Here is a 24107-nt window from a genome sequence, read left to right on the forward strand (position 1 = left end):
AGGCTGGCGCCTTGTCCCCCGGGACGAGTGCGACTCTCCAAAAGCCTCCCTGGTGAAATTAGCGCTGTGGAACCACCCGATCCCATCCCGAACTCGGAAGTGAAACGCAGCTGCGCCGATGGTAGTGTGGCTCAAGCCATGCGAGAGTAGGTCATCGCCAGGGTTTATACCCAAAAACCCCGCTGCTCACGCAGCGGGGTTTTTCTTTATGCGTTTCAGCAGCCGATGTTTCAGCCGGCGCTGCCGTGTCCCAGGAACGGCTGGATCACTGCCGCGATCTGGGCGGGCGCTTCCATATGCAGGTGATGGTTGCCCGGAAACACGGCCAGGCGCCCGTCGCGCAGGTGCTGCAGTCGCTCGCTGCGCATCGGCTCGGGATAGTACGACTGCGCGGGAGTCGCGTAGATCACCTGCGTAGGGCAGGCGATGGCCTGCAGCAGGTTGTCGATCTGGCCCTCGCTGAGCCGGATGGCGGTGGGCAGCATCAGGCGCGGATCGCTGCACCAGCGATAGCCGCCCTCCACAGGCTCGACCCCGCGCTCGACCAGCAGGCGCGCGCAGCCTTCGCTGAGCTGGTTGGTCATCATCCGCGCGCGGATTGGCGCGGCAAGATCGGGGAAGACCCTAAGCTGCTTGCGCGATAGCGCGCGCGTGGCAGTCACATGCTCACGCAGCCGATCCGCGGTGTCCTCTTCCGGTCCCCGCAGGCCGCCCAGCGCTTCGATGGCGACCAGGCGTTCAATGCGGTCACTGACCGCCGCCGTCAGGCTGGCGATGCCCGCACCCATCGAATGGCCGAGCAGGCTGAAGCGCTCCCAGCCCAGCGCGTCGGCCACGTCAAGGACGTGGCAGATCGCGGCAGCGGTGGTGTAGCTGGCGCCGGCCGGGAGATGGGCGCTGTGGCCATGGCCAGGCAGGTCGATGGCCACCAGATCCAGATGGGGCAGATGCGGTGCGAGTGGCACGAAGCTGGCGGCGTTATCCAGCCATCCGTGCAGGGCCAGCACACGCGGGCCGTCCCCGTGATTGCGCAGGCCGGCCACGCGCGCGCCGCCGACCTCGAGTTCGAACCCCTGCAGGCTCATGCCAGCGAGGCCACGGCCAGCCGCGCCAACGCACGCGCGTGCTCGGATCCATCGTTGAGGCAGGGGATGTAACGCATCCGTGCGCCGCGTTCGGCGAGGGTTTCAGTGAACCCCATCTCGACTTCTTCCAGCGTTTCCAGGCAGTCGGTGGCAAAGCCCGGGCAGACCACGTCGATCTGCTTCACGCCGGCCTCGGCCAGCGCCCACAGGCTGGGTTCGGCATACGGCTGCAACCAGCGCTCGCGCCCGAAACGCGACTGGTAGCCGAGCTGCCACTCGCTCCGGTCCAGGCCCAGCGCATTGGCGATCGCCTGCGCACTGGCTTCGCAGCGCTGCGGATAGGGATCACCGCCATCGGCCAGGCGCTGTGGAATGCCGTGGAAGGAGAACATCAACCTCTGGCCACGGCCATGCGCCTGCCAGTAGCGCTGGATGGAGGCTGCCACGGCTGCGACCCAGTCCGGGTCGACCGAGTAGTCCTGTACCAGGCTGACCGTGATGCCCGGATTCCTGCGCTGCCAGGCATCGACACGATCCTCCACCGATGCGGTGGTGGTGGTCGAATACTGGGGATAGAGCGGCAGCACGACGATGCGCCGCACCCCTTCCGCCGCCAGCCGGTCCAGTTCCGCGGTCAATGCGGGTTCGCCATAGCGCATCGCATGGCGCACGCGCAGGGTCGGCAGCAGAGCTTGCATGGCCTGCGCCAGCCGCCGGGTATGGACCATCAGCGGCGAGCCCTCGGGCAGCCAGACCTGGGCGTACTTGGCGGCCGAGCGGCCGCTGCGCAATGGCAGGATCAGGCCGCGCAGCAGCGGCTGCCACAGCAGCGCCGGAATCGACACCACGCGCGGGTCGGACAGGAACTCAGCCAGGTAACGGCGTACGGCGGGGGCCGTCGGCGTCTCGGGCGTGCCTAGGTTGACCGCCAGCACGGCGGTATCGGGTGCGTCGAGCATGGGTCTCATTGTCGCCGATCTGCCGCTGTATCGGGATGCAGGATCTGCATCGCAGGCATAGTCATCTCCGATGCGGGACCGATGACGCTCATTGCCGATTCATCACAACACTACTAATTTCAGTCACTTGCTATATCTTCCTATGGACTGACTTCTGGAGCCTGCCATGCGTCGCCCGATCCAAGCCCTGCTGATCGCCGCCAGCCTGCTGTCCAGCCAGGCCATGGCCGGGCCGCAGGAAGACCAGCGCGCCCGCAACGCGGTGCGTGTGCTGGCTGAAATCCAGGAAATCCCTGAACAGGGGATTCCGGACAAATTGCTCGACGAAGGCCGCGCGGTCATCGTCATTCCCGACACGATCAAGGCAGGCCTGGTCATTGGTGGCCGCCGTGGCCATGGCCTGATGTCGGTCCGCATGCCGAACGGCGCTTGGTCCAACCCGGTCTTCGTCAAGCTCACCGGCGGCAGCATTGGCTTCCAGGCCGGCGTGCAGTCGTCGGACGTGGTGCTGGTGTTCCGCAACGACCGCAGCCTGGACAACCTGGTCAACGGCAAGTTCACCCTGGGCGCCGATGCCGGTGTGGCGGCCGGTCCGGTCGGCCGCAATGCGGCCGCGGCCACCGACGGCCAGCTCAAGGCCGAAATCTGGTCGTGGTCGCGTGCGCGTGGCCTGTTCGCCGGCGTCGCCCTGGACGGTGCGGTGCTGCAGATCGACGATGCCGCCAACCTTGACGCCTATGGCAGCAACACCACGCCGCGGATGATCTTCGAGGGCCGGGCAGCAGGTGCGCCGTCGATGGATGTGGTCGCCTTCCGTGATCGCCTGGAGGAGGCGACCTATGCCGCGCGCAACAACCGCGGTGGCAATGGTGGCACGGCCTCGCGCCCGGCTCCGGCGCCGACGGTCGCACCGCCGCCTGTTCAGGCAGCCCCGGCGGTCCCGGCGGAAGCCACCACCGCGCCCCTGCAGAACGTGCCGCAGAACCCGCCACCACAGCAGCAGGGCTTCCAGCCGGTCAATGAAGGCGAAATCCGCACGGAGACGCTGGGCGGGAACTGACTTTCGTCACGCGCGCCGGCTAACGGCCGGTGCGCTATGCTCGACAGCCTGATCACTAACGTAACGAGCGTCTTTATGGGCAGTTTCAGCATCTGGCATTGGTTGGTCGTGCTGGCCATCGTCCTGCTGGTGTTCGGCACCAAGCGTCTGACCAGCGGCGCCAAGGACCTCGGTTCGGCGGTCAAGGAATTCAAGAAGGGCATGCGCGACGAGGACAAGCCGAACGCGCAGCTGGGCGATGAGACGCGCAGCCAGGACGCCTCGCGCACCGCGCAGGACGAGCACGACCGCAACGCACGCTGATCCGGAGCGGTCGCGGTGTTTGATATCGGCTTCAGCGAACTGCTGGTCATTGCGGTGGTCGCCCTGGTGGTGCTCGGTCCCGAGCGTCTGCCCAAGGCGGCCCGTTTTGCCGGCCTGTGGGTCCGTCGTGCCCGCAATCAGTGGGACTCGGTGAAACAGGAACTGGAGCGCGAACTGCAGGCCGAAGAGATCAAGCGGCAGATGCAGGACGTGCGGCAGGGCATGCAGGACACCGAGAACCAGTTGCGTGCCAGCGGCGAGGCGATCCGTCGCGAAGCCGCGCAGGCACAGCAGCAGGGTGATGCGCTGGCGCAGGAGACGCGGGCACCGGCGCCGGCGGACCTGCCGCCGCATGTCAGCCAGGCACAGCAGGCTGCACCTCCCGCGTCCATGGGCGACGGCACTGCGGCCGATGCCGGCGGGGCGTCCGGTGCATCCGCAGCGGATGTAGACGACACCCGTCCGGTGCCAGCGTCGCAGAGCGAGGAGCGCGGCCGATGAGCGAACAGGATTTCGGCGAGAGCTCGCTGGTTGAGCATCTGGTGGAGCTTCGCGGCCGCCTGGTGCGTGCGCTGCTGGGCCTGGGCGTGGTGCTGCTGGCACTGCTGCCCTTTACCCAGAAGTTGTACAACGCGCTGGCCGAACCGCTGGTCTCGCAGCTGCCGAACGGCCAGACGATGATCGCCACCAACCCGGCCGGCGCCTTCTTCGCTCCGTTGAAGCTGACCTTCTTCGTCGCGCTGTTCGTGGCGGTGCCGTGGCTGCTGTACCAGCTGTGGGCCTTCGTCGCGCCGGGACTGTATGCCCGCGAAAAGCGTCTGGCGGTGCCGCTGCTGGTGTCGTCGGTGCTGCTTTTCTACACCGGTTGCGCCTTCGCGTATTTCCTGGTGTTGCCGGCGGTGTTCCACTTCCTCACCACCTTCAGCCCCGATGTGATCGCGATCACTCCGGATGCCAACGCCTACCTGGATTTCGTGCTGGCGATCTTCTTCGCCTTCGGTGGCAGCTTCGAGCTGCCGGTGGCGATGGTGATCCTGGTGCTGCTGGGATGGGTGACGCCGCAGCAGTTCAAGGAAGGCCGTGGCTACGCGATCGTGGGCATCTTCGTGGTGGCGGCCGTGCTGACGCCGCCGGACGTGGTCTCGCAGCTGATGCTGGCGATCCCGATGTGCCTGCTGTACGAACTGGGCATCCATGCCGCGCGATGGCTGGTGCCGTCCTCGGTGGTGAAGAAGCCCGCCGCGTGATGCGGCAGCGGGGGGGGGGGGGGGGGCGCCGGGGGGGCGGCCCGCCCGCCCGCCCGCGCCGCGCCGGCGGGGGGGGGGGGGGGGGGGCGCGGGGGCGCCCCCCCCCCCCCCCCCCCCCCCCCCCCGCTACCGTTGGGCGTGCTCAGGCGTGGAAGACGTCGTTCACCGGCGGCGTGGCCGGAAGCGGCGGAGCGCCACGGCTGCCACGGTGCACGAACATCTGCTTCCAGGCGGCATACACCGCGCCGACGTACAGCGGCATCACCACGGTGGTCAGCAGCAGCTGGGCGATGAACACGGCCACCATCTGCCCCCCCAGCAGCATCGCGATCTGGATCACGATCACGAACAGGATGTAGCCGCAGAAGGCGGCGATCACGCCGAGCACGGCGAACACCGCCATCGCCGCGATGTTCTCGATGCAGCCCTGCAGGCTCAGGCGCAGCGCGTGCATGCCGCTCTGCTTGTCGAACACCACCAGCGCTGGCTGGGTGAACATAGCCAGGGTCAGGGCGATGGCGGTCACGAACACCAGCAGCATCCACAGTGCGATGCGCGTGGCCGGCAACTGGGCGACCAGTTCGGCGGCGGCTTCGGGGCTGACCTGCTGGTTGCTGCGGGCGATCTCTTCCATCCGTGCCATGACGTCGCTGAAGGCGGCGAAGCCTTCGCGACCGATCATCAGGTACAGCAGCACGCCCAGCAGCAGGACCACCAGCACCTGGATTGCCAGCGGCACCAGCAGGTGGCTGACGCGGTGGTCACGGATCGGCTGCAGCAGGTGGGTGACCAGGCCGGGCCGGCCATCGTCGATCTCGCCCATGGCGTACAGCATGCCGCCGAACATGATCGGCGAGACGGCCAGGGTCATCAGCTGCACGGCCAGGCCCAGCGCGCCGGGCACCAGGGTGGACAGCAGGGTGACCACCCAGCTGACCAGCATCCAGGTCAGGCCGATCCGCGCCAGCTGCAGCGGTGCACGCCGGTACAGGGAGAACGTATCCAGCAACCACTGGGCGCCCGCCGAGGCCGGCAGCTTGCGAATCTCTTTCATGGACATCCGGAGAGGACAGAAGGGGAGCGGGCAGTACCCGCGCCGCCGATTATCCCTGTTTTGCCGCCGGCTGGGCTGAAGACTGCCGCGCCTGGCGGACGAAACGGCGCAGCAGCTGCCGGGCCAGGGGGGCGGCGCTGACCGCGCGCTCGATGCTGCGGGCGCAGCCACCGTGGCGGCCGATGCAGTCAGCCCGCGCACGCACGTAGCCGCGCATGTGGTGGGTGGCGAACTCGGGATGGAACTGCACGCCCCACGCCTGCCGGCCCCAGCGGAAGGCATGGCAGCCATCCTGCGGCGACCGTGCCAGCACGGCGGCCCCCTCGGGGGCACGCAGTACGGTCTGCAGATGGGTCGCGTGTGCCGCGAAATGCTGCGGCAGCCCCTGGAACAGGGGGTCCTGTGCTGCCTGCGGCTGCAGCTCCAGTTCAATGGTGCCCGACTCGCGTCCGGCCGGGTTGTAGGCCACTTCGCCGCCCAGCGCATGCGCCAGCAGCTGGTGCCCGTAGCAGATGCCGAACACCGGCACGTCATCGTGGGCGGCCTGCCGCAGCCACGCCGCGCTGCGCTCGCTCCAGTCGGCGTGGTCGGTGACGAAAGCGGCCGAGCCGGTCACCATCACCCCGGCGAACGCGCGCGGGTCGGGCAGGACGCCGCCGTGCTCGACATCGACCACCACCGTCTCGTGTTCTTCCAGGCCGGCGGCGACGCGGATCCAGTGCGGGAAACGCCCATAACGACGCAGCGAGGGCACTGGACGGCCGGTTTCAAGAATCAGGAAGGGCGCTGGGTTCATCCGGGGGCGGCAGGACAGACAGGACTTCCTCGATTGTAGTCAGCCCCTGCGCCACCTTTTCAAGCCCCGCCTGGCGCAGGGTTCGCAGGCCCTCGGCACGGGCGGCACGGCTGAAACCGGCCAGATCCATGTCGGCGCGGATCTGCGCGCGAAGCCGCGAACCCAATGGCAGCAACTCATACAGGCCGATGCGGCCGAGGAAACCGGTGCGCCGGCACTCCAGGCAACCGACCGGCCGACAGGGCGTGGCGGCATCTGGATATGCGGCATGGCTATCAGCCAGTACCGCCCAATCGGCGGCACCGAGCGTATGCGGCTGCTTGCAGTGCGGGCACAGGGTGCGCACCAGGCGCTGGGCGAGGATGCCGTTGACGGTGGAGGCCAGCAGGTAATGCGGCACGCCCAGGTCGAGCAGGCGGGTGATGGCCGAGGGGGCGTCGTTGGTGTGCAGGGTGGACAGCACCAGATGGCCCGTCAGCGACGCCTGTACCGCCATCTGCGCGGTTTCCAGGTCGCGGATCTCGCCGATCATGATGATGTCCGGATCCTGCCGCAGCAGGGTGCGTACGCCGCTGGCGAAGTCCAGGTCGATGTTGGTCTGCACCTGCATCTGGTTGAACTCCGGCGCGATCATCTCGATCGGATCCTCCACCGTGCACACGTTCACGTCCGGGGTGGCCAGGCGCTTGAGCGTGGAGTACAGGGTGGTGGTCTTGCCGGAGCCGGTCGGGCCGGTCACCAGCACGATGCCGTGCGGACGCTCGACCAGGGCGTTCCAGCCGGCAGCCTCCTGCGGGCTGAAACCCAGCTGGTCGATGCTCTTGAACGCCGCATCCGGGTCGAAGATGCGCATCACGCACTTCTCGCCGAACGCCGTGGGCATGGTCGACAGGCGCATTTCCACCTCGCGCCCACCCGGTGACCGGGTCTTGATGCGGCCATCCTGCGGCCGGCGACGCTCGGCCAGGTCCATGCGGCCCAGCACCTTGATGCGGCTGACCACGGCGGTCATCACCGCCGGTGGCACCTCGAACACCTTGTGCAGCACGCCATCGATGCGGAACCGCATGCGGCCCATGTCGCGGCGCGGTTCCAGGTGGATGTCCGACGCACGCTGCTCATAGGCGTACTGCAGCAGCCAGTCGACGATGTGCACGATGTGCTGGTCGTCGGCATTGACGTCGCCGGTGCGGCCGAGCTCGACCAGCTGCTCGAAGCTGGGCAGGGCGGTGTTCACCTCGCCGCGCACGTCGCCGCGCGCGCCACGCACCGAGCGCGTGACGCCGTAGAACTCCATGGTGTAGCGGTGCAGGTCCAGCGGATTGACCACGGCCAGCTCGATGCGGCGGCGGGTCAGGTGCTGCAGGTCGCGGCGCCATTCCTGTACCAGCGGTTCGCTGGTGGCCACCAGCACGCGTTCGGCGTCCACCGCCAGTGGCAGGAAGCGATGGCGGCGCGCATAGGCGTGCGAAACCAGGGCCGTGACCGCCGCCACATCGACGCGGGTCGGGTCGATGCGCAGGTAGCGGGTGCCGGTGCGCCGCGCCAACCACTCGGTGAGGCGTTCCAGGGTCAGTTCTCCGCCGTCGCTGGCGGCAAGCTTGAGGTTGGACAGCAGTACCAGCGGATGGACTTCACTGGCGTTGCGGGCGCCCTGCGCGGAAAACCGCACGCGCTCGCGGTCCTGCCCGGCCACCAGGCCATCGGCCAGCAGTGCGGCCGAGACCTGTTCAAACAGCAGGCGGCCCCACGGCAGCGGTACCGCGCCGGGCTCGCCGGGCGTGCCCGCCGGCAGCCGATGTTCCATCTGCCTGCTCCTCCCGGGTACGGAATGCCCCGCAGGTCGGCCGTTATACTAGCGCACCCCCTTGCCGGCCAAGAATCGTCCGCATGTCCGCGACCCCGACCGTTCCGATCACCTTCCAGGGCCTGATCCAGACCCTGAACCAGTTCTGGGCCCAGCAGGGCTGCGTGCTCATCCAGCCGCTCGACCTGGAGGTGGGCGCCGGTACGTTCCACCCGGCGACCTTCCTGCGTGCGATCGGTCCGGAAGGCTGGAACGCGGCCTACGTGCAGCCCTCGCGCCGTCCCACCGACGGCCGTTACGGCGAGAACCCGAACCGCCTGCAGCGCTATTACCAGTACCAGGTGGCGATGAAGCCGGCGCCGGACAACATCCAGCAGCTGTACCTGGATTCGCTGCAGGCGCTGGGCATCGACCCGCTGGTGCACGACCTGCGCTTCGTCGAGGACAACTGGGAGTCGCCGACCCTGGGTGCCTGGGGCCTGGGCTGGGAGGTCTGGCTCAACGGCATGGAAGTGACCCAGTTCACTTACTTCCAGCAGGCCGGTGGCCTGGAGTGCCGTCCGGTGCTGGGCGAGATCACCTATGGTCTCGAGCGCCTGTGCATGTACCTGCAGAACTGCGACAACGTCTACGACCTGGTGTGGACCTACGGGCCGGACGGACAGCCGGTGACCTACGGTGACGTCTATCACCAGAACGAGGTGGAGCAGAGCACCTACAACTTCGAGCATGCCGACGTGGAAGAGATGTTCCACCGCTTCGACGCCTGCGAGCGCGAGGCGCAGAAGCTGGTCGAAGTGGGCCTACCGCTGCCGGCCTACGAGCAGGTGATGAAGGCCAGCCACACGTTCAACCTGCTGGATGCGCGCCGCGCCATCAGCGTGACCGAACGCCAACGCTACATCCTGCGCGTGCGTGCGCTGGCCCAGGCGGTGGCCCGGGCCTATTACGAGCAGCGCGAGAAGCTGGGCTTCCCGGGCGCGAAGAAAGCCTGACGGCCGCTCTCCACCCTGCTTTTCATCACACCCCGGGGCGCCGGACGCGTTGCGCGCTGCGCCCCCCACCACAGGATCGAACCGATGAGCCAATTGTCCCCCCTGCTGATCGAACTGGGCACCGAGGAGTTGCCGGTCAAGGCGCTGCCGGGCCTGGCCCAGGCGTTTTTCGACGGTGTTGTCGAAGGCCTGCGCAAGCGCGGCATTGCCCTGGACACGGGCGATGCACGTCCGCTGTCCACCCCGCGCCGGTTGGCCGTGCTGCTGCCGGGCGTCGGCCTGGAACAGCCGGAGCAGCACAGCGAAGTGCTGGGCCCGTACCTGAACATCGCGCTGGATGCAGAAGGCCAGCCGACAAAGGCGTTGCAGGGCTTCGCCGCCAAGGCCGGCATCGACTGGACCGCGCTGGAGAAGACCACCGACAACAAGGGCGAGCGTTTCGTGCATCGTGCGGTGACGCCGGGCGCGAGCACCGCCGATCTGCTGCCTGAGATCCTGCGCGAGGCCATCGCCGCCATGCCGATCCCGAAGCCGATGCGCTGGGGCGACCACCCGTGGGGCTTCGCGCGGCCGGTGCATTGGCTGGTGCTGCTGCACGGCAAGGACGTGGTCGCGGCCGAGCTGTTCGGCCTCAAGGCCGACCGCATGAGCCGTGGCCATCGCTTCCACCATGACAAGACCGTGTGGCTGACCCAGCCGCAGGACTACGTCGAATCGCTGCGCGCGGCCCATGTGCTGGTCGACCCGGCCGAGCGCCGCGCACGCATCGTCGCCGAGGTCGAAGCCGCCGCCGGCAAGGCTGGCGGCAGTGCGCGCATCACCGAGGACAACCTTGAGCAGGTGGTGAACCTGGTCGAGTGGCCCTCGGCAGTGCTGTGCAGCTTCGAGCGCGCCTTCCTGGCCGTGCCGCAGGAAGCGTTGATCGAAACGATGGAGATCAACCAGAAGTTCTTCCCGGTGCTGGATGACGCGGGCACGCTGACCGAGCAGTTCATCGGCATCGCCAACATCGAGTCGAAGGATGTGGCCGAAGTGGCCAAGGGCTACGAACGCGTGATCCGCCCGCGCTTCGCCGATGCCAAGTTCTTCTTCGATGAAGACCTGAAGCAGGGGCTGGCCGCGATGGGCGAGGGCCTGAAGACCGTGACCTACCAGGCCAAGCTGGGCAGCGTGGCGGACAAGGTCGCGCGCGTGGCGGCGCTGGCCGAAGCGGTTGCCGTGCAGGTGGGTGCCGATCCGGTGCAGGCCCGCCGCAGCGCGGAGTTGGCCAAGAACGACCTGCAGTCGCGCATGGTCAACGAGTTCCCGGAACTGCAGGGCATCGCCGGCCGCCATTACGCGGTGGCGGGCGGAGAATCGCCGGACGTGGCGCTGGCCCTCGACGAGGCGTACCAGCCGCGCTTCGGTGGCGATGACATCGCGCTGTCGCCGCTGGGCAAGGTGCTGGCCATCGCCGAGCGTGTGGACACACTGGCCGGCGGGTTCGCGGCGGGCCTGAAGCCGACCGGCAACAAGGATCCCTTTGCCCTGCGCCGCAACGCACTGGGCCTGGCCCGTACGATCATCGAGAGTGGCTTCGAGCTGGACCTGCGCGCGCTGCTGGCCAGCGCCAACCAGGGCCTGGCTGCGCGTGGCGTGCAGGCCGATGTGGGTGAGCTGTACGACTTCATCCTGGATCGCCTGAAGGGCTATTACGCCGACAAGGGCGTGCCGGCCACCCACTTCAACGCGGTCGCCGAACTGAAGCCGGCGTCGCTGTACGACTTCGATCGCCGCCTCGACGCGATCGGCACGTTTGCAGCGCTGCCCGAGGCCGAGGCCCTGGCCGCCGCGAACAAGCGCATCCGCAACATCCTCCGTAAGGCTGAAGGCGACATTCCGGGCCAGATCGACCCGTCGCTGCTGCAGGAGGAGGCCGAGCGCGCGCTGGCCGAAGCCGTCACCGCCGCCATCGACGACACGGGCGCCAGCCTGCATCAGAAGGACTACGTGGCCGTGCTGGCCCGCCTGGCCCGCCTGCGCCCGCAGGTCGATGCATTCTTCGATGGTGTGATGGTCAATGCCGAAGACCCCGCACTGCGCGGCAATCGCCTGGCGCTGCTGACCCTGCTGGGCGAGCGACTGGGCAAGGTCGCCGCGATCGAGCATCTGTCGAGCTGAGTGGTCGCGCCGGGCCACGCCCGGCGAACGCGCGGTGTGGTGCTGGAAGAAGCCGCCGGGCATGGCCCGGCGTTACCGACATCATGCGGATGATGTCGGTAACGCGTATTTTGACCGCCACTTAACAACCGATGCCTGAAGGCGTGATGCATTTCGCATCGTCACGTTGGGTCGGTATGCTGTGCCGCATGCAGCCAAAGAAATACGCCCTGCCGCTGATGGTCCTGTCGCTGGTCGCCACCCCCGTGGCCCACGCGCGCGGCACCATCGACAAGGTGGACATCAAGGGATTGGACAAGGGCGACGACGCCGCGATCATCGAGAACATCCAGGAATCGCTCACGCTGTACGACACGATCGGCAAGGAGCAGGGTGAATCGCGGCTGGAGTACCTGCTGTCACAGGCCGAGCGGCAGACCCGGCAGGCGTTGGAGCCGTTCGGGTACTACAACCCGGTGATCACGGTGGAGGCGCCGCGCCAGGACGAGCATGTGCAGGTGCTGATCCACGTCGACAAGGGCACGCCGGTGACGGTGCGGCGCGAGCACATCGACATCACCGGCCCGGCCATGTACGACCAGTACCTGCAGGATGACCTGAGCGCCTTCAAGCCACGCAAGGGCCAGCGTTTCGAACATACCCAGTACGAAGCCAGCAAGATCACCATCACCCGCCGCCTGGCCGAGCGTGGCTACTTCGATGCCGATTACACCCAGCGCCAGGTACAGATCACCCGCGCCGACAACGCCGCGGACATCGACCTGACCTGGGACAGCGGCCGCCGCTACAACATGGGCCCGGTCCGGTTCGAGCAGGATTACTTCGTCGACAAGCTGTTCGATCCGCTGGTGTACTGGGAACAGGGCAGCTACTACCACGAAGGCAAGCTGGACCGGCTGCGCGAGTCGCTGACCAAGCTCGACTACTTCAGCGTGATCGACATCCAGCCGCGGCCGGACCAGGCCGACGACAATGGTGAGGTGCCGGTCGACGTCAAGCTGACCCGTGCCAAGCGCACGATCTACACCGCGGGCCTGAGCTACGGCAGCGAGAGTGGTCCCGGTGTACGCGGCGGTGTCGAGCGGCGGTTCCTCAACAACCGCGGCCACAAGATGAACACCCAGCTGGACTATGCGCAGAAGCGCAAGAGCCTGGTGACCAGCTACCGGATTCCCGCGTTCGCCTGGCTTGATGGCTGGTATACCTTCGCCGCCAGCGCCTACGACGAGCAGACCGACTACATCGACCTGCGCAACTTCAAGCTGATCGCCAGCCGCAGCGGCGAGATCAACGAATACTGGACCGCGATCGCGTCGGTCAACGCGCTGCGCGAGCGCTGGCGCTATGCATCGGGTACCGAGTTCACCGACGCGGTCTACAACACCTCCACGCTGGTCTATCCGCAGCTGGTGGCCGACTACGTCAATGTCGATGACGAGATGTTCCCGCGCAAAGGCATCAGCGGCACGGCCACCGTGCGCGCGGGCGTTGAAGGCGCCGGCTCCGATACCAGCTTCGTGCAGGCCAATGCCGTGCTTCGCTGGTACGTTCCGGTGGGCGAAAGCAACCGCCTGATCCTGCGTGGCGAGGGGGGCACCACCTGGACCAGCGATCTGGTGGCGATGCCACCCAGCCTGCGCTACTTCGCTGGCGGTGACCGCAGCATCCGTGGCTATGCCTACCGCGAGGTGGGCCCGCGCACGCCCGCGCCGGACAAGTACGCGCTGGGTGCCAAGAACCTGGTGATCGGCTCGGCCGAGTACGAGCACTACTTCAACGGTGGCCCTTGGGGTGCGGCGGTGTTCGTCGACACCGGCAGTGCCTTCGACAACACCATCGACCTGCATACCGGTGTGGGCTTCGGCGTGCGCTGGAAGTCGCCGGTGGGCCCGGTGCGCATCGACGTGGCCCACGGCCTGAACAACCCGGATTCGCAGTTCCAGCTGTATCTGAACATCGGAGCGGACCTGTGAGCACGCCCGCACAGACCCCGGGAACACCGCCGCCGCGCGTGCGCTTCTATCGCCGCCGCCGCTTCTGGGCATGGTCTGGCGTGGGCGTGCTGGGTCTGGTCCTGCTCGGCCTGCTGCTGCTGTACTGGCTGCTGCAGACCGTGGCCGGCCGTGACGTGCTGCTGGCGCAGGTGGTCGCGCGCCTGCCGGTGGGTGCCAGCTTCACCTGGGACAAGGTGGACGGACCGGTGGCCGGCCCGCTGACGCTCTACAACGTCGACTTCCGCTATGACGACATCCACTTCCATGCCGAGCGCGCGTACCTGGAGCCGGACCTGCGCCCGCTGCTGGGCCGCAAACTGCTGCTCGACAGGCTGGAACTGACCAATGCCTCGCTGAACCTGGCCAAGAGCGAGGAGCCGTTCAAGCTGCCGTCGTGGCCGGACTCGCTGCCGCAGATCGAGATGCCGCTGGCCATCCAGGCCGACGCCATCGCCATCGACGGTTTCCGGGTGACCCAGGCCGGTGAACCGGTGATCGACATCAGCCGCGTGCGCGGCGGCGTGGAAATCGCCAACGGCGAATTCCAGGCGCGCGCGCTGGTCGTCGACAGCGATATGGGCAACTTCACCGCCCAGGGCCGCTACATCCCGGCCAAGGACTACGACACCGACGTGACCGTCACCGCGGTGCTGCCGGCGCCGCGTGGGCGCACGGCCGCCACGCTCGGCCTGGTTGCACGGGGCAATCTGGCGCACATGGAAGTGGCCGTGGCCGGGCGCGCGCCCAAACCGCTGCATGCGATGCTGGTGTTTGACGGGCGGACCGATCCGAGCTGGAGCGCGACCGTGCGCAGCGACGAACTGGACCCGGCTCTGCTGTCGCCAGCGCTCGCGGGTTCGGCCATCGCGCCACTCGCGCTGGATTTCAGCGCCACCGGCAAGGGCGGCAACGCCCAGCTGCGCGGCACGGTGAAGCAGGGCGAGCAGGCGCTGGAGCTGGCGCCCTCGGTCATCTCGCTGCAGGACCAGGTGCTGAAGGTCTCGCCGCTGGTGGTGAAGGGACTGGGGGGCGAGGCACGCCTGGAAGGTACCGCTGATTTCAGCCAGGAAGACCAGCAGAAACTCGATTTCTCGGTCATCGCCCATGATCTGACCTGGGTGCCGGCGGAGGATCCGAACACCGCCGGTGGTCCGCCCGTACCGGTGACACTGAAGGAAGCCCGCTTCGGCCTGGCAGGGACGCTGAAGGCATGGGCTGCGATCGGTCGTGCCGACGTGGAGCGTGAGCAGCAGAAGGCGCAGCTGCGTTTCGACGTGCGCGGCAACGACCAGGCGGCCTCGATCCGCGAGCTGCAGGCGCAGACGCCCGGCGGGCAGTTGCAGGTGGAGGGCCAGGTGGCATGGGCACCGCAGCTGGACTGGGATGCCAAGGCCACATTGAAGGACTTCGACCCGGGCTATTTCGTGCCTGGATGGAATGGCCGGCTGTCGGGCAATTTGGCGTCCAAGGGCCGCCAGCTGCCGCCGCCGGCAAATGCCCCGCCGGGTACTGCCGGCACGCTGGAAGCCACGGTCGATCTGCCGTCGCTGAAGGGCGTGCTGCGTCAGCGCAACCTCGATGCGCAGGGCAAGTTCGCGCTGCAGGGCGAACAGGGCCAGGGCGAGCTGAAGCTGGCCGTCGGCAGCAGCCGGGTCACCGCCTCGGGCAAGGTGGGCGACCGCCTGGACATCGACGCACGTTTCGAACCGCTGCAGCTGAGCGACCTGCTGCCTGGCGCCGATGGCGGCCTGCGCGGGCAGGTACAGGTGACCGGCCCGCGTGACGCACCGGACATCACCGCGGACCTGGTCGGCAACAACCTCAACTGGGATGGCTATGGCGCCGAGAGCCTGAGCATCAAGGGGCGGCTGCCGTGGCGTGGCGACAGCGGCACGCTGGCCGTGCAGGGACAGCAGGTCAACGCCGGCATGCTGCTGGAACGGTTGAACATCGATGCGCAGGGCAGCGTGTCGAATCTGCGCCTGGCGGCACAGACCCGCAACGAACTGGGCGCGATCGACCTGCAGGGCAGCCTGCGCCAGCAGGGCCAGCAATGGCGGGGCGAACTGGCTTCGCTGCGTATCGCACCGGTGAAGGGCGATGCCTGGGCGCTGCGCGCGCCGGCCGCCTTCGCCATCAACAATGGCAGCTACACGCTGGCCGAGGCCTGCCTGGCTGCCGCCAGCAGCGGGGCGCTCTGTGCGCAGGCGAACTGGCCGCGCGAGGGCCTGGTGGTGCGCGGCGATGCGTTGCCGCTGGCACTGGTGCAGCCGTGGCTGCCGCCGCAGTCCGGACGTCGCATCTACCTGCGCGGCGAGCTCGGTCTGGATGCGCAGATCCGGCCGCGCGGCAATGCGTGGGAAGGACACGTCGAAGTGCGTTCGCTGGAGGGCGGGGTGCGCCTGGGCGAGAACCGCAACGTCGGTGGCGACAGCACCCGGGGCGAACTGGTGCGTTATGACCAGTTCTCGCTGAAGCTGGACATGACCCCGGCCAGCATCAAGGGCTATCTGGGCATGGGCTTCCAGGGCAACGGCTTCGTCGATGCCAGGATGCAGACCGGCTGGGAAGCCAGCGCGCCGTTGAACGGTGAGCTCTACCTCAACATGTCGCGGCTGTACTGGCTGGAGCTGTTCTCGCCGGACATCGTGCGCCCGACCGGCCTGATCGAGGGCCACGTGAGCCTGCGCGGTACCCGTGGCCAGCCATCGCTGGGCGGCGACGCGCAGCTGAGCAATTTCAAGGGCGAATTCCCCGCGCTGGGGCTGACGTTCGACCAGGGCAAGGGCAGCTTCGTCGCCCAGCCCGACGGCTCGGCCAAGATCACCGCGCAGGCCAACTCGGGCCAGGGCACGCTGTATGTCGATGGCGGCCTGTCCTGGTTCGGTGATGCGCAGCCGCTGCAGCTGAAGATCCACGGCGAGAACGTGCTGCTGTCCAATACCAGCGAACTGCGCATCGTCGCCAACCCCAATCTGGACTTCACCCTGGCCAAGGCCGCGATGGAGCTGCGTGGCACCGTGCATGTGCCGGAGGCGGACATCGATCTTGAGCGGCTGGATCGCGGGACGTCGGTTTCCGAGGACGTGGTGGTGCTGGACCCGGCCGATCCGGAGGAATCGCGCACCTCGCCGCTGGACATGGACCTGACCGTCAGCCTGGGCGACAAGGTGAAGATGACCGGCTTCGGCCTGAAGGGCGCGCTGACCGGCAAGATGCAGGTCTGGGCCAAGCCCGGTCGCGAGATGACCGCCAATGGCGGGCTGGAGGTCAGTGGCCGCTACAAGGCCTATGGCCAGGACCTGACCATCACCCGCGGCAACCTCAACTGGAACTACAACGCCGTATCCGACCCGCGCATCAACATCCGCGCCGAGCGCCGGATCGGTGATGTCACTGCTGGCATCGACGTGACCGGCCGTGCACAGCAGCCGCGTGCGGACGTGTGGTCCGACCCGGCGATGTCGCAGTCCGAAGCGCTGGCCTATCTGGTGCTGGGCCGCAGCCTCACCGGTGCCAGCAGCGACCAGGCCCAGCAGGTCAATGCAGCCTCGGCCGCACTGTCGGCCGGCAGCGGCCTGCTGGCGTCGCAGCTGGGGGCCAAGCTGGGCTTGGACGATGCGGGCGTGAGCCAGTCGCGCGCGCTGGGCGGATCGGTGATCGGCGTGGGCAAGTACATCTCGCCCAAGCTGTATGTGGGCTATGGCGTATCGCTGGTCGGCGCCGGTTCGGTGATCACCCTGAAGTATCTGCTGCGCCGCGGTTTCGACGTGGAAGTGGAGTCGAGCACGGTGGAAAACCGCGGCTCGATCAACTGGCGGCGGGAGAAGTAACCCGCCGCCATCGACCGGTAGCGCCGGGCCGCGCCCGGCCCCCAACCATCGGCCGTTGCCCCTGCCGGCCCCAGCGGCTATGGTCCCGGGCTGTTCTGTCGTACCGGATCGCCTCATGTCGCCACGTAAAACCCTTCCTGCCGCCCTGGCCCTGGGCCTCACCCTCGCTGCGGGCGCCCACGCCGATGAAGGCATGTGGATGCCGACCCAGCTGCCGGAGCTGGCCAAGCCGCTGCGCGCAGCGGGCTTCATGGGCGATCCGGCCGACCTGGCCAACGTCACCGCACCACCGCTGAGCGCCGTGGTGCGGGCCGGAGGCGGCACCGGTTCGTTCGTTTCCGCCGACGGACTGCTGTTGACCAACCACCATGTGGCGATGGGCGTGATCCAGTACAACAGTTCGCCCGAGCACAACCTGATCGACAACGGCTTCATCGCCCAGGGGCGCGCCGACGAGCGGCCGGCCAATCCGGACTTCCGTGTGCTGGTCACCGTCGGCTTCGACAAGGTGACCGATCAGGTGCTGGCCAATGCCCGTGGCAAGACCGGCCGTGCGTACTTCGATGCGGTCGATGCGGCCAGCAAGCAGATCGTGGCGGAGTGCGAGAAGAACGGCAGCGTGCGCTGCTCGGTGGCCAACATGTACTACGGCACCGATTTCTATCGCATTGCCCAGCTGGAACTGAGCGATGTGCGCCTGGTCTACGCGCCGCCGCGTGCGATCGGCAACTATGGCGACGAGATCGACAATTTCATGTGGCCGCGCCATACCGGCGATTTCACTCTGCTGCGTGCCTATGTCGGCCAGGATGGCAAGCCGGCCGCGTACAGCAAGGACAACGTGCCTTATCAGCCACCGGCGCACCTGAAGATGTCCGTTGAAGGTCCGAAGGAGGGCGATTACGCGATGCTGGCCGGTTACCCGGGCATCACCTACCGCCACCGCACCGCGGCCGAGTTCGCCAGCCAGGTCGATGCGGTGTTGCCGCGCCGGGTGTCGGTGTTCCAGCAGATGATCGACACCATCGAGGTGGCAACTGCCAAGGACGCGCAGGCGCGTACCCGTTACGCTTCGCAGCTGCAGTCGCTGAAGAACAACCGCAAGCGCGCCGCCGGTGAGCTGGAAGGCCTGCTGCGCAGCGATGCCAAGGCGCAGCGCGCTGCCGACGAGTCGGCCATGCTGGCGGCCACCGACCGCCGGTACCGGAGTGACATCCAGGCGTTGCTGGCCAATCTCTCGCAGGGTGCGGCGGTGGGTGAGCGCGACCTGCTGCTGGAGCAGATGGCCAACCAGAGCCAGCTGCTGCGCTCGGCGCTGCTGCTGGAACGCCTGCGCATCGAGTCGGCCAAGCCGGATGCACAGCGCGAAAGCGGTTACCAGCAGCGCGACCAGGCGATGATCGAGGGCGTACTCAAGCAGGTGCAGCGTCGGTATGCAGCGGAGGTCGAAAAGGCGCTGCTGACCACCCTGCTTACGCGATACCAGCAGTTGCCGGACGCGCAGCGCGTGGCCGAGTTCGATGCCGCCTTCGGCCGCACCCCGGCGCAGCTGGCGCAGGCGCTGGACACGCTTTACGCCAGCACCCGGCTGGGCGACGAGGCGCAGCGTCTCTCGCGCTTCGCCGCTGCGCGCGATGGCAAGGCCCTGGCACCCGATCCGCTGATCGCAGTGGCCGCGCCGCTGGTGGCGGCGCAGCTGCGCATCGAGAACGAGAGCAAGACCCGCGAAGGCGAGCAGCTGCGCCTGCGCCCGGCCTACATGCAGGCGCTGTTCGCCTGGCGTGCCAAGCAGGGCCGCGCGGTGTACCCGGATGCCAACCGTACCCTGCGCATCAGCTACGGCAAGGTCGAGGCACTGCACCCGCGTGACGGCGTGACCTACTCGCCGGTGACCACGGTGGCCGGTATCGTCGAGAAGAACACCAACGCCTATCCCTTCGATGCGCCGGCTCCGCTGCTGGCCGCCATCGCCAAGGGTGATTTCGGCAGCACGGCCGATCCGGCCCTGAAGACACAGACCGTCAACTTCCTGACCAACCTCGATACCACCGGCGGCAACTCGGGATCGCCCGTGCTCAATGCCAAGGGTGAACTGATTGGCCTGAACTTCGACAGCAACTGGGAATCGGTCAGTGCCAGCTGGTGGTTCGATCCGCGCTACAAGCGCGCCGTGCACGTGGACATGCGCTATCTGCGCTGGCTGCTGGCCAAGGTCTACCCGGCGCCGGAACTGTTGAAGGAAATGGGCGTTCCGGCCCAGTAAGACGCCGGCCACGACCCCGGTCGTGGCCCGCACCGCGTAGGCCCCCCACGCCGGTGGGGGGGTGTTGCCCCCAACGAGCCCGTACGTCTGGCCGCCTCTGGCCTACACTGCGGGTTCCTCTGACGGAAACGCGCGCGTGGTCTCCAGCTGGATCCTGCTGCTGGTCTCGGTTGCCTATGCCGCACTGCTGTTCGGCGTGGCATGGTGGGGCGACCGTCGGCCGATGTACCCGGACCGGCCCTGGCTGCGGCCCGTGGTCTACAGCCTGGCGCTGGCCGTGTACTGCTCGTCCTGGACCTTCTATGGCGCGGTGGGCACCGCCGTGCGCAACGGTATCGGCTACCTGCCGATCTACATCGGGCCGCTGCTGCTGCTGCTGTTCGGCTGGCGCATCATCGAGCGCCTGGCCCTGATCGCCCGCAGCCAGAACGTGGTGTCCATCGCCGATTTCATCTCCTCGCGCTTCGGCCGCTCGCGGCGCCTGGCCGCGCTGGTGGCGATCATCGCCCTGATCGGCATCGTTCCCTACCTGGCCCTGCAGTACAAAGCGGTGGCGATGAGCCTGCAGGTGCTGACCGGCAACACCGGCCCGACCGGCTTCTTCAGCGATCCCGCACTGTATGTCGCCCTGCTGATGGCCCTGTTCGCCACGCTGTTCGGCACGCGTCAGGTGGATGCCACCGAGCATCACCACGGCATGATGCTGGCGATCGCGCTGGAATCGGTGATCAAGCTGCTGGCGATGCTCGCCGTTGGCGTATTCGCCTATGTGTGGCTGACCGACCGCACCGATGCGGTGCTCGAGTCGGTGCATACGCTGTTCACCGGATTGCCGCCGGTGGGATTCATTTCGCAGACCCTGCTCAGTTTCCTCGCCATCGTCTGCCTGCCGCGCCAGTTCCATGTCGCGGTGGTGGAATGTGGCGATGTACGCGACGTGCGCCGTGCACGCTGGATGTTCGGTGGTTACCTGGTGCTGATCTCGGCGATGGTGCTGCCCATCGCCACCGCGGGCGTCACATTGTTCGGCACCGGCGGCAGCGTCGCCGACGATGCGATGGTGCTGGCGCTGCCGCTGGCCGAGGGCCGCAACGCGCTGGCGCTGGTCGCCTATGTGGGTGGCTTCTCTGCCGCCACCGGCATGGTCATCGTCTCATCCATCGCGCTGGCCACCATGGTCAGCAATGATCTGGTGATGCCGGTGCTGCTGCGCCGCAGTGGCGATCACCAGGAAGCAGCCGACGTGGCTTCACGCGTGCTGTGGATCCGCCGCCTGGCGATCCTGCTGCTCGCGTTGATGGCGTACAGCTACTACCGCAGCAGCAGCAACGACAGCACCCTGGCGTCCTACGGCCTGATGGCGTTCGCCGCGGTAGCGCAGTTCGCACCGGGCCTGATCGGCGGCCTGTATTGGCGTGGCGCCAGCCGCCGCGGCGTGGAAACCGGCATGCTGCTCGGCTTCGCCACCTGGCTCTATACCCTGTTGCTGCCGGCGATGACCATGGCGGGATGGGTCGACGCCGGCTGGGTCCAGCAGGGCCCGTTCGGCATCGAATGGCTGCGCCCGCAGCAGCTGTTCGGCATGACCGGCTGGGATCCGCTGACCCACGGTACCTTCTGGTCGTTGCTGGTCAATGCAGCAACGATGATGCTGGTGTCCGCACGCTGGCGGCCGGGGGTGGACGAGCGACTGCGTGCTGCGCCCTTCCTCGATCCGTACGCCGAGCGCCCCTCGGTCGCCGGCGGTTGGCCCGGCCACGTGCATGTGGGCGACCTGCTGGCGCTGGCCTCGCGCGTGGTGGGCGAGCGTCATGCGCGGCGTTCGTTCTTCGAGCAGGCGCAGTCGCTGGGCCGCGAACTGCAGTCTTCCGCGCCGGCCGACCGGCCCTGGGTGCAGTTCACCGAGCGCCTGCTGGCCGCGTCGATCGGTGCCGCCTCCGCGCGCCTGCTCCTGACCAGCCTGCTGCGCGGCTCCGGCATGGACCTGGGTGAGGTGGTGGCGGTGTTGGACGAAGCCGGACAGGAACTGCGCTTCAACCGCGAGATCCTGTCCACCACGCTGGAGAACATCAGTGCAGGTGTCAGCGTGGTCGATCCGGACATGCGCCTGACGGCGTGGAACCGCCGCTACCAGGACATGTTCGGCTACCCCGACGGCATGCTGTACGTGGGCCGCCCGGTGGCCGACCTGATCCGCTACAACGCCGAACGGGGCGAGCTGGGCGAGGGCGACATCGAGGTGCAGATCAACCGCCGCATCGGCTACATGCGCGCCGGTTCACCGCACGTGTTCGAGCGCACGCGCAGCGATGGCAAGGTGATCGAGATGCGTGGCCAGGCCTTGCCTGGCGGCGGCTATGTGACCAGCTACAACGACATCACCGATTACAAGCACGCCGAGAAGGCGCTGCTGGAAGCCAATGAAACGCTGGAACAGCGCGTCGCCGAGCGCTCCCACGAAGCTGAAGCCGCCCAGCAGTCGAAGACCCGCTTCCTGGCCGCGATCAGCCATGACGTGCTGCAGCCGCTCAATGCCGCGCGCCTGTTCGCTTCGGCGCTGCGTGACAGCGTTCATGTGAGCGACGAGCAGAAGCATCTGGCCGAGCGCGTGGATGCCTCGCTTCGCGCGGCCGAGGAGCTGCTGGATGGCCTGCTGGACGTATCGCGGCTGGATGCAGGTGGGTTGCATCCGGTCATCGGCGAGTTCGACGTCAGCGCGCTGATGCGCGAGCTGGCCGCACAGTACACGCCGGTTGCCGCCGGCCGTGGCCTGCGCCTGGATCTGTTCGCGCGCCCGGCATGGGTGCGCAGCGACCGGCGCCTGCTGCGGCGTGTGCTGCAGAACTTCCTGGCCAACGCGCTGCGCTATACACGGCAGGGCCGCATCGTGCTGGCCGTGCGCCACCGGGGCGAGGAAGTGGAACTGCAGGTGTGGGATACCGGCCCCGGCATCCCGGAGCATCACATGCGGCAGATCTTCGATGAGTTCCATCGCTACCAGCAGCCCTTCGACTGGGGCGAGCAGGGCCTGGGTCTGGGCCTGTCGATCTGCCAGCGCATCTCGCGCCTGCTGGACCATCGGCTCAACGCACGCAGCCGCGTCGGCAGCGGGTCGATGTTCTCGATCATCCTGCCTCGCGTGGCGCCTCTGCCGGGCTACACCGAGCCTGCCACGGCGGTCCAGGTGGCCGCCACGCCGGTGCGCAGCGATTCGCTGGCCGGCCTGCGCGTGCTGTGCGTGGACAATGACGAGGAAATCCTCGACGGCATGCGTGCGCTGCTGGGTCGCTGGCAGGTGCAGGTGATCACCGCCGCCACCGTCGATCAGGCGCTGGAAAAGATTGCCGAGCGCCCGCAGGTGATGCTGGTGGATTACCACCTGCATGACCGCATGGATGGCCTGGACGCGCTGGTGGCACTGCGCGAGGCGGCAGGATATCCGCTGCCCGGTGCCCTGCTCACTGCCGATGGTCGCGATGAGCTGAAGCGGATGGCGCGCGAGCGGGGTTATCGGGTGCTGACCAAGCCGATCAAGCCGGCCTCGCTGCGCGCCTTCCTCGGCGCGCTGCGCGACGCCGGCAGCAACGAAGCCTGATGGCAACTGTAGAGCCGAGCCCATGCTCGGCGCCATGCGCAGCCCGGCGCTGATATAGCCATCGCTATACAAACCAGCCCTGCCTGCGCGTTTCACCCGAAATGTGCCAGGCGCGAATCGCGATGCTAAGCTTCGCGTCCCCTTGGGGAGTAGCCGGATTCCTACGCAGGAATCGTCCACGTCAACATACTCGGCCAGTGCGCCGTGGCGTGGACAACCATGATGGTTGGCGAGACCAGCGGCCCGCGCGCGCAACGTCAGGTTGGGCGCGAGCGCAGGCCGTGCGTCCGTCCAAGCCCGACCTCAGCAAGCACACATGTCCCCCATTTCGATCCTCCTGATCGGCTTTGCCATGTCCACCGATGCCTTCGCCGCGGCGATCGGCAAGGGCGCGGCGATGCGCAAGCCGGTGTTCCGCGATGCACTGCGTGCCGGCATCATCTTCGGCGTCATCGAGGCGATCACGCCCATCATCGGCTGGTTGCTCGGCCGCGCCGCCCTGCAGTACGTCGAAGCCTTCGATCATTGGATCGCCTTCGGCCTGCTTGGCGCTCTGGGCATCCACATGATCTACAACGGCCTGCGTCCGGATGAGGGTGAAGAAGATGAAGACCCCTCGCAGCACCACGGCTTCTGGAAGCTGGCGCTGACGGGTTTCGCCACCAGCATCGATGCGATGGCGGTGGGTATCGGCCTGGCGTTCATGGATGTCCATATCGGCGTGATGGCGGCGGTCATCGGCCTGTGCACGCTCACAATGGTCACCGTCGGCATCATGCTCGGCCGCGTGCTGGGCAGCATGGTTGGCAAGCGTGCCGAGATCATTGGCGGCGCGATCCTGGTGATCATCGGCGCGACGATCCTGTACGAACACCTGCGCGGCGTGGGCTGAGCAGGGGCTACCTGTAGAGCCGAGCCCATGCTCGGCTGGCGTATGAAGCAGCCGAGCATGGGCT

The 24107-nt window shown here is 67.6% G+C and carries 16 protein-coding genes, 1 rRNA gene and 1 riboswitch; of the genes, 12 read left to right on the plus strand and 5 right to left on the minus strand.

Features of this window, described 5'->3' with window-relative positions; all coding sequences use genetic code 11:
• Positions 1–48 precede the first annotated feature (48 nt).
• Positions 49–163: ribosomal RNA gene (rrf, locus tag ACVOMM_RS17135) — 5S ribosomal RNA — on the plus strand.
• Positions 164–230: 67 nt separating this feature from the next.
• Here rrf and ACVOMM_RS17140 read toward each other — a convergent pair.
• Together ACVOMM_RS17140 and hemH are read right to left on the minus strand one after the other, a co-directional pair.
• Positions 231–1085 (minus strand): alpha/beta fold hydrolase, encoded by an 855-nt coding sequence (locus tag ACVOMM_RS17140; RefSeq protein WP_263176560.1) that lies wholly within the window; start codon positions 1083–1085, stop codon positions 231–233.
• Positions 1082–2044: a ferrochelatase gene (gene hemH, locus ACVOMM_RS17145; RefSeq protein ID WP_481526545.1), complete on the minus strand. Its 963-nt coding sequence runs from the start codon at positions 2042–2044 to the stop codon at positions 1082–1084. Before hemH ends, ACVOMM_RS17140 begins: the two co-directional genes overlap by 4 nt.
• 166 nt (positions 2045–2210) lie before the next feature.
• Between hemH and ACVOMM_RS17150 the strand changes: the two genes are divergently transcribed.
• From ACVOMM_RS17150 to tatC, 4 genes are all read left to right on the plus strand, one after another.
• Positions 2211–3104, plus strand: coding sequence for a lipid-binding SYLF domain-containing protein (locus tag ACVOMM_RS17150; protein ID WP_053517681.1), 894 nt, complete (start codon positions 2211–2213; stop codon positions 3102–3104).
• A 75-nt stretch (positions 3105–3179) separates the two neighbouring features.
• Positions 3180–3407, plus strand: coding sequence for a Sec-independent protein translocase subunit TatA (gene tatA, locus ACVOMM_RS17155; RefSeq protein ID WP_053517682.1), 228 nt, complete (start codon positions 3180–3182; stop codon positions 3405–3407).
• Positions 3408–3422: 15 nt separating this feature from the next.
• Positions 3423–3908 (plus strand): Sec-independent protein translocase protein TatB, encoded by a 486-nt coding sequence (tatB, locus tag ACVOMM_RS17160; protein WP_481526546.1) that lies wholly within the window; start codon positions 3423–3425, stop codon positions 3906–3908.
• Positions 3905–4654 (plus strand): twin-arginine translocase subunit TatC, encoded by a 750-nt coding sequence (tatC, locus tag ACVOMM_RS17165; protein ID WP_010482410.1) that lies wholly within the window; start codon positions 3905–3907, stop codon positions 4652–4654. The genes tatB and tatC overlap by 4 nt, the downstream gene beginning before the upstream one ends.
• 142 nt (positions 4655–4796) lie before the next feature.
• Here tatC and ACVOMM_RS17170 read toward each other — a convergent pair whose 3' ends face one another.
• The 3 genes from ACVOMM_RS17170 to ACVOMM_RS17180 are packed head-to-tail and all read right to left on the minus strand — an operon-like array spanning position 4797 to position 8311.
• Positions 4797–5708: a BPSS1780 family membrane protein gene (locus tag ACVOMM_RS17170; protein ID WP_065174240.1), complete on the minus strand. Its 912-nt coding sequence runs from the start codon at positions 5706–5708 to the stop codon at positions 4797–4799.
• A gap of 49 nt (positions 5709–5757) precedes the next feature.
• On the minus strand, positions 5758–6504 hold the full coding sequence (locus tag ACVOMM_RS17175; RefSeq protein ID WP_053517686.1) for a glutamine amidotransferase: 747 nt from the start codon (positions 6502–6504) through the stop codon (positions 5758–5760).
• Positions 6476–8311 (minus strand): GspE/PulE family protein, encoded by a 1836-nt coding sequence (locus ACVOMM_RS17180; RefSeq protein WP_111187173.1) that lies wholly within the window; start codon positions 8309–8311, stop codon positions 6476–6478. The genes ACVOMM_RS17175 and ACVOMM_RS17180 overlap by 29 nt, the downstream gene beginning before the upstream one ends.
• Before the next feature lie 83 nt (positions 8312–8394).
• On the opposite strand from ACVOMM_RS17180, the gene glyQ reads away from it, so the two are divergent.
• From glyQ to ACVOMM_RS17215, 7 genes are all read left to right on the plus strand, one after another.
• Positions 8395–9306, plus strand: coding sequence for a glycine--tRNA ligase subunit alpha (glyQ, locus tag ACVOMM_RS17185; protein WP_053517689.1), 912 nt, complete (start codon positions 8395–8397; stop codon positions 9304–9306).
• Positions 9307–9390: 84 nt separating this feature from the next.
• Complete coding sequence (gene glyS / locus ACVOMM_RS17190; RefSeq protein ID WP_111187174.1) at positions 9391–11466, plus strand: glycine--tRNA ligase subunit beta; 2076 nt, start codon at positions 9391–9393, stop codon at positions 11464–11466.
• A 176-nt stretch (positions 11467–11642) separates the two neighbouring features.
• On the plus strand, positions 11643–13439 hold the full coding sequence (locus ACVOMM_RS17195; protein ID WP_065181616.1) for an autotransporter assembly complex protein TamA: 1797 nt from the start codon (positions 11643–11645) through the stop codon (positions 13437–13439).
• Positions 13436–17293, plus strand: coding sequence for a translocation/assembly module TamB domain-containing protein (locus ACVOMM_RS17200; protein ID WP_481526547.1), 3858 nt, complete (start codon positions 13436–13438; stop codon positions 17291–17293). The genes ACVOMM_RS17195 and ACVOMM_RS17200 overlap by 4 nt, the downstream gene beginning before the upstream one ends.
• Positions 17294–17408: 115 nt before the next feature.
• On the plus strand, positions 17409–19556 hold the full coding sequence (locus tag ACVOMM_RS17205) for a S46 family peptidase (RefSeq protein WP_481526548.1): 2148 nt from the start codon (positions 17409–17411) through the stop codon (positions 19554–19556).
• 136 nt (positions 19557–19692) lie between these two features.
• Positions 19693–23151 (plus strand): hybrid sensor histidine kinase/response regulator, encoded by a 3459-nt coding sequence (locus ACVOMM_RS17210; protein ID WP_481526549.1) that lies wholly within the window; start codon positions 19693–19695, stop codon positions 23149–23151.
• A 138-nt stretch (positions 23152–23289) separates the two neighbouring features.
• Positions 23290–23379: riboswitch (yybP-ykoY riboswitch) on the plus strand.
• A gap of 88 nt (positions 23380–23467) precedes the next feature.
• Positions 23468–24043, plus strand: coding sequence for a manganese efflux pump MntP (locus tag ACVOMM_RS17215; protein WP_053517695.1), 576 nt, complete (start codon positions 23468–23470; stop codon positions 24041–24043).
• The last annotated feature ends 64 nt before the right edge of the window (positions 24044–24107 follow it).

It is taken from the genome of Stenotrophomonas sp. STEN009 (assembly GCF_056760395.1).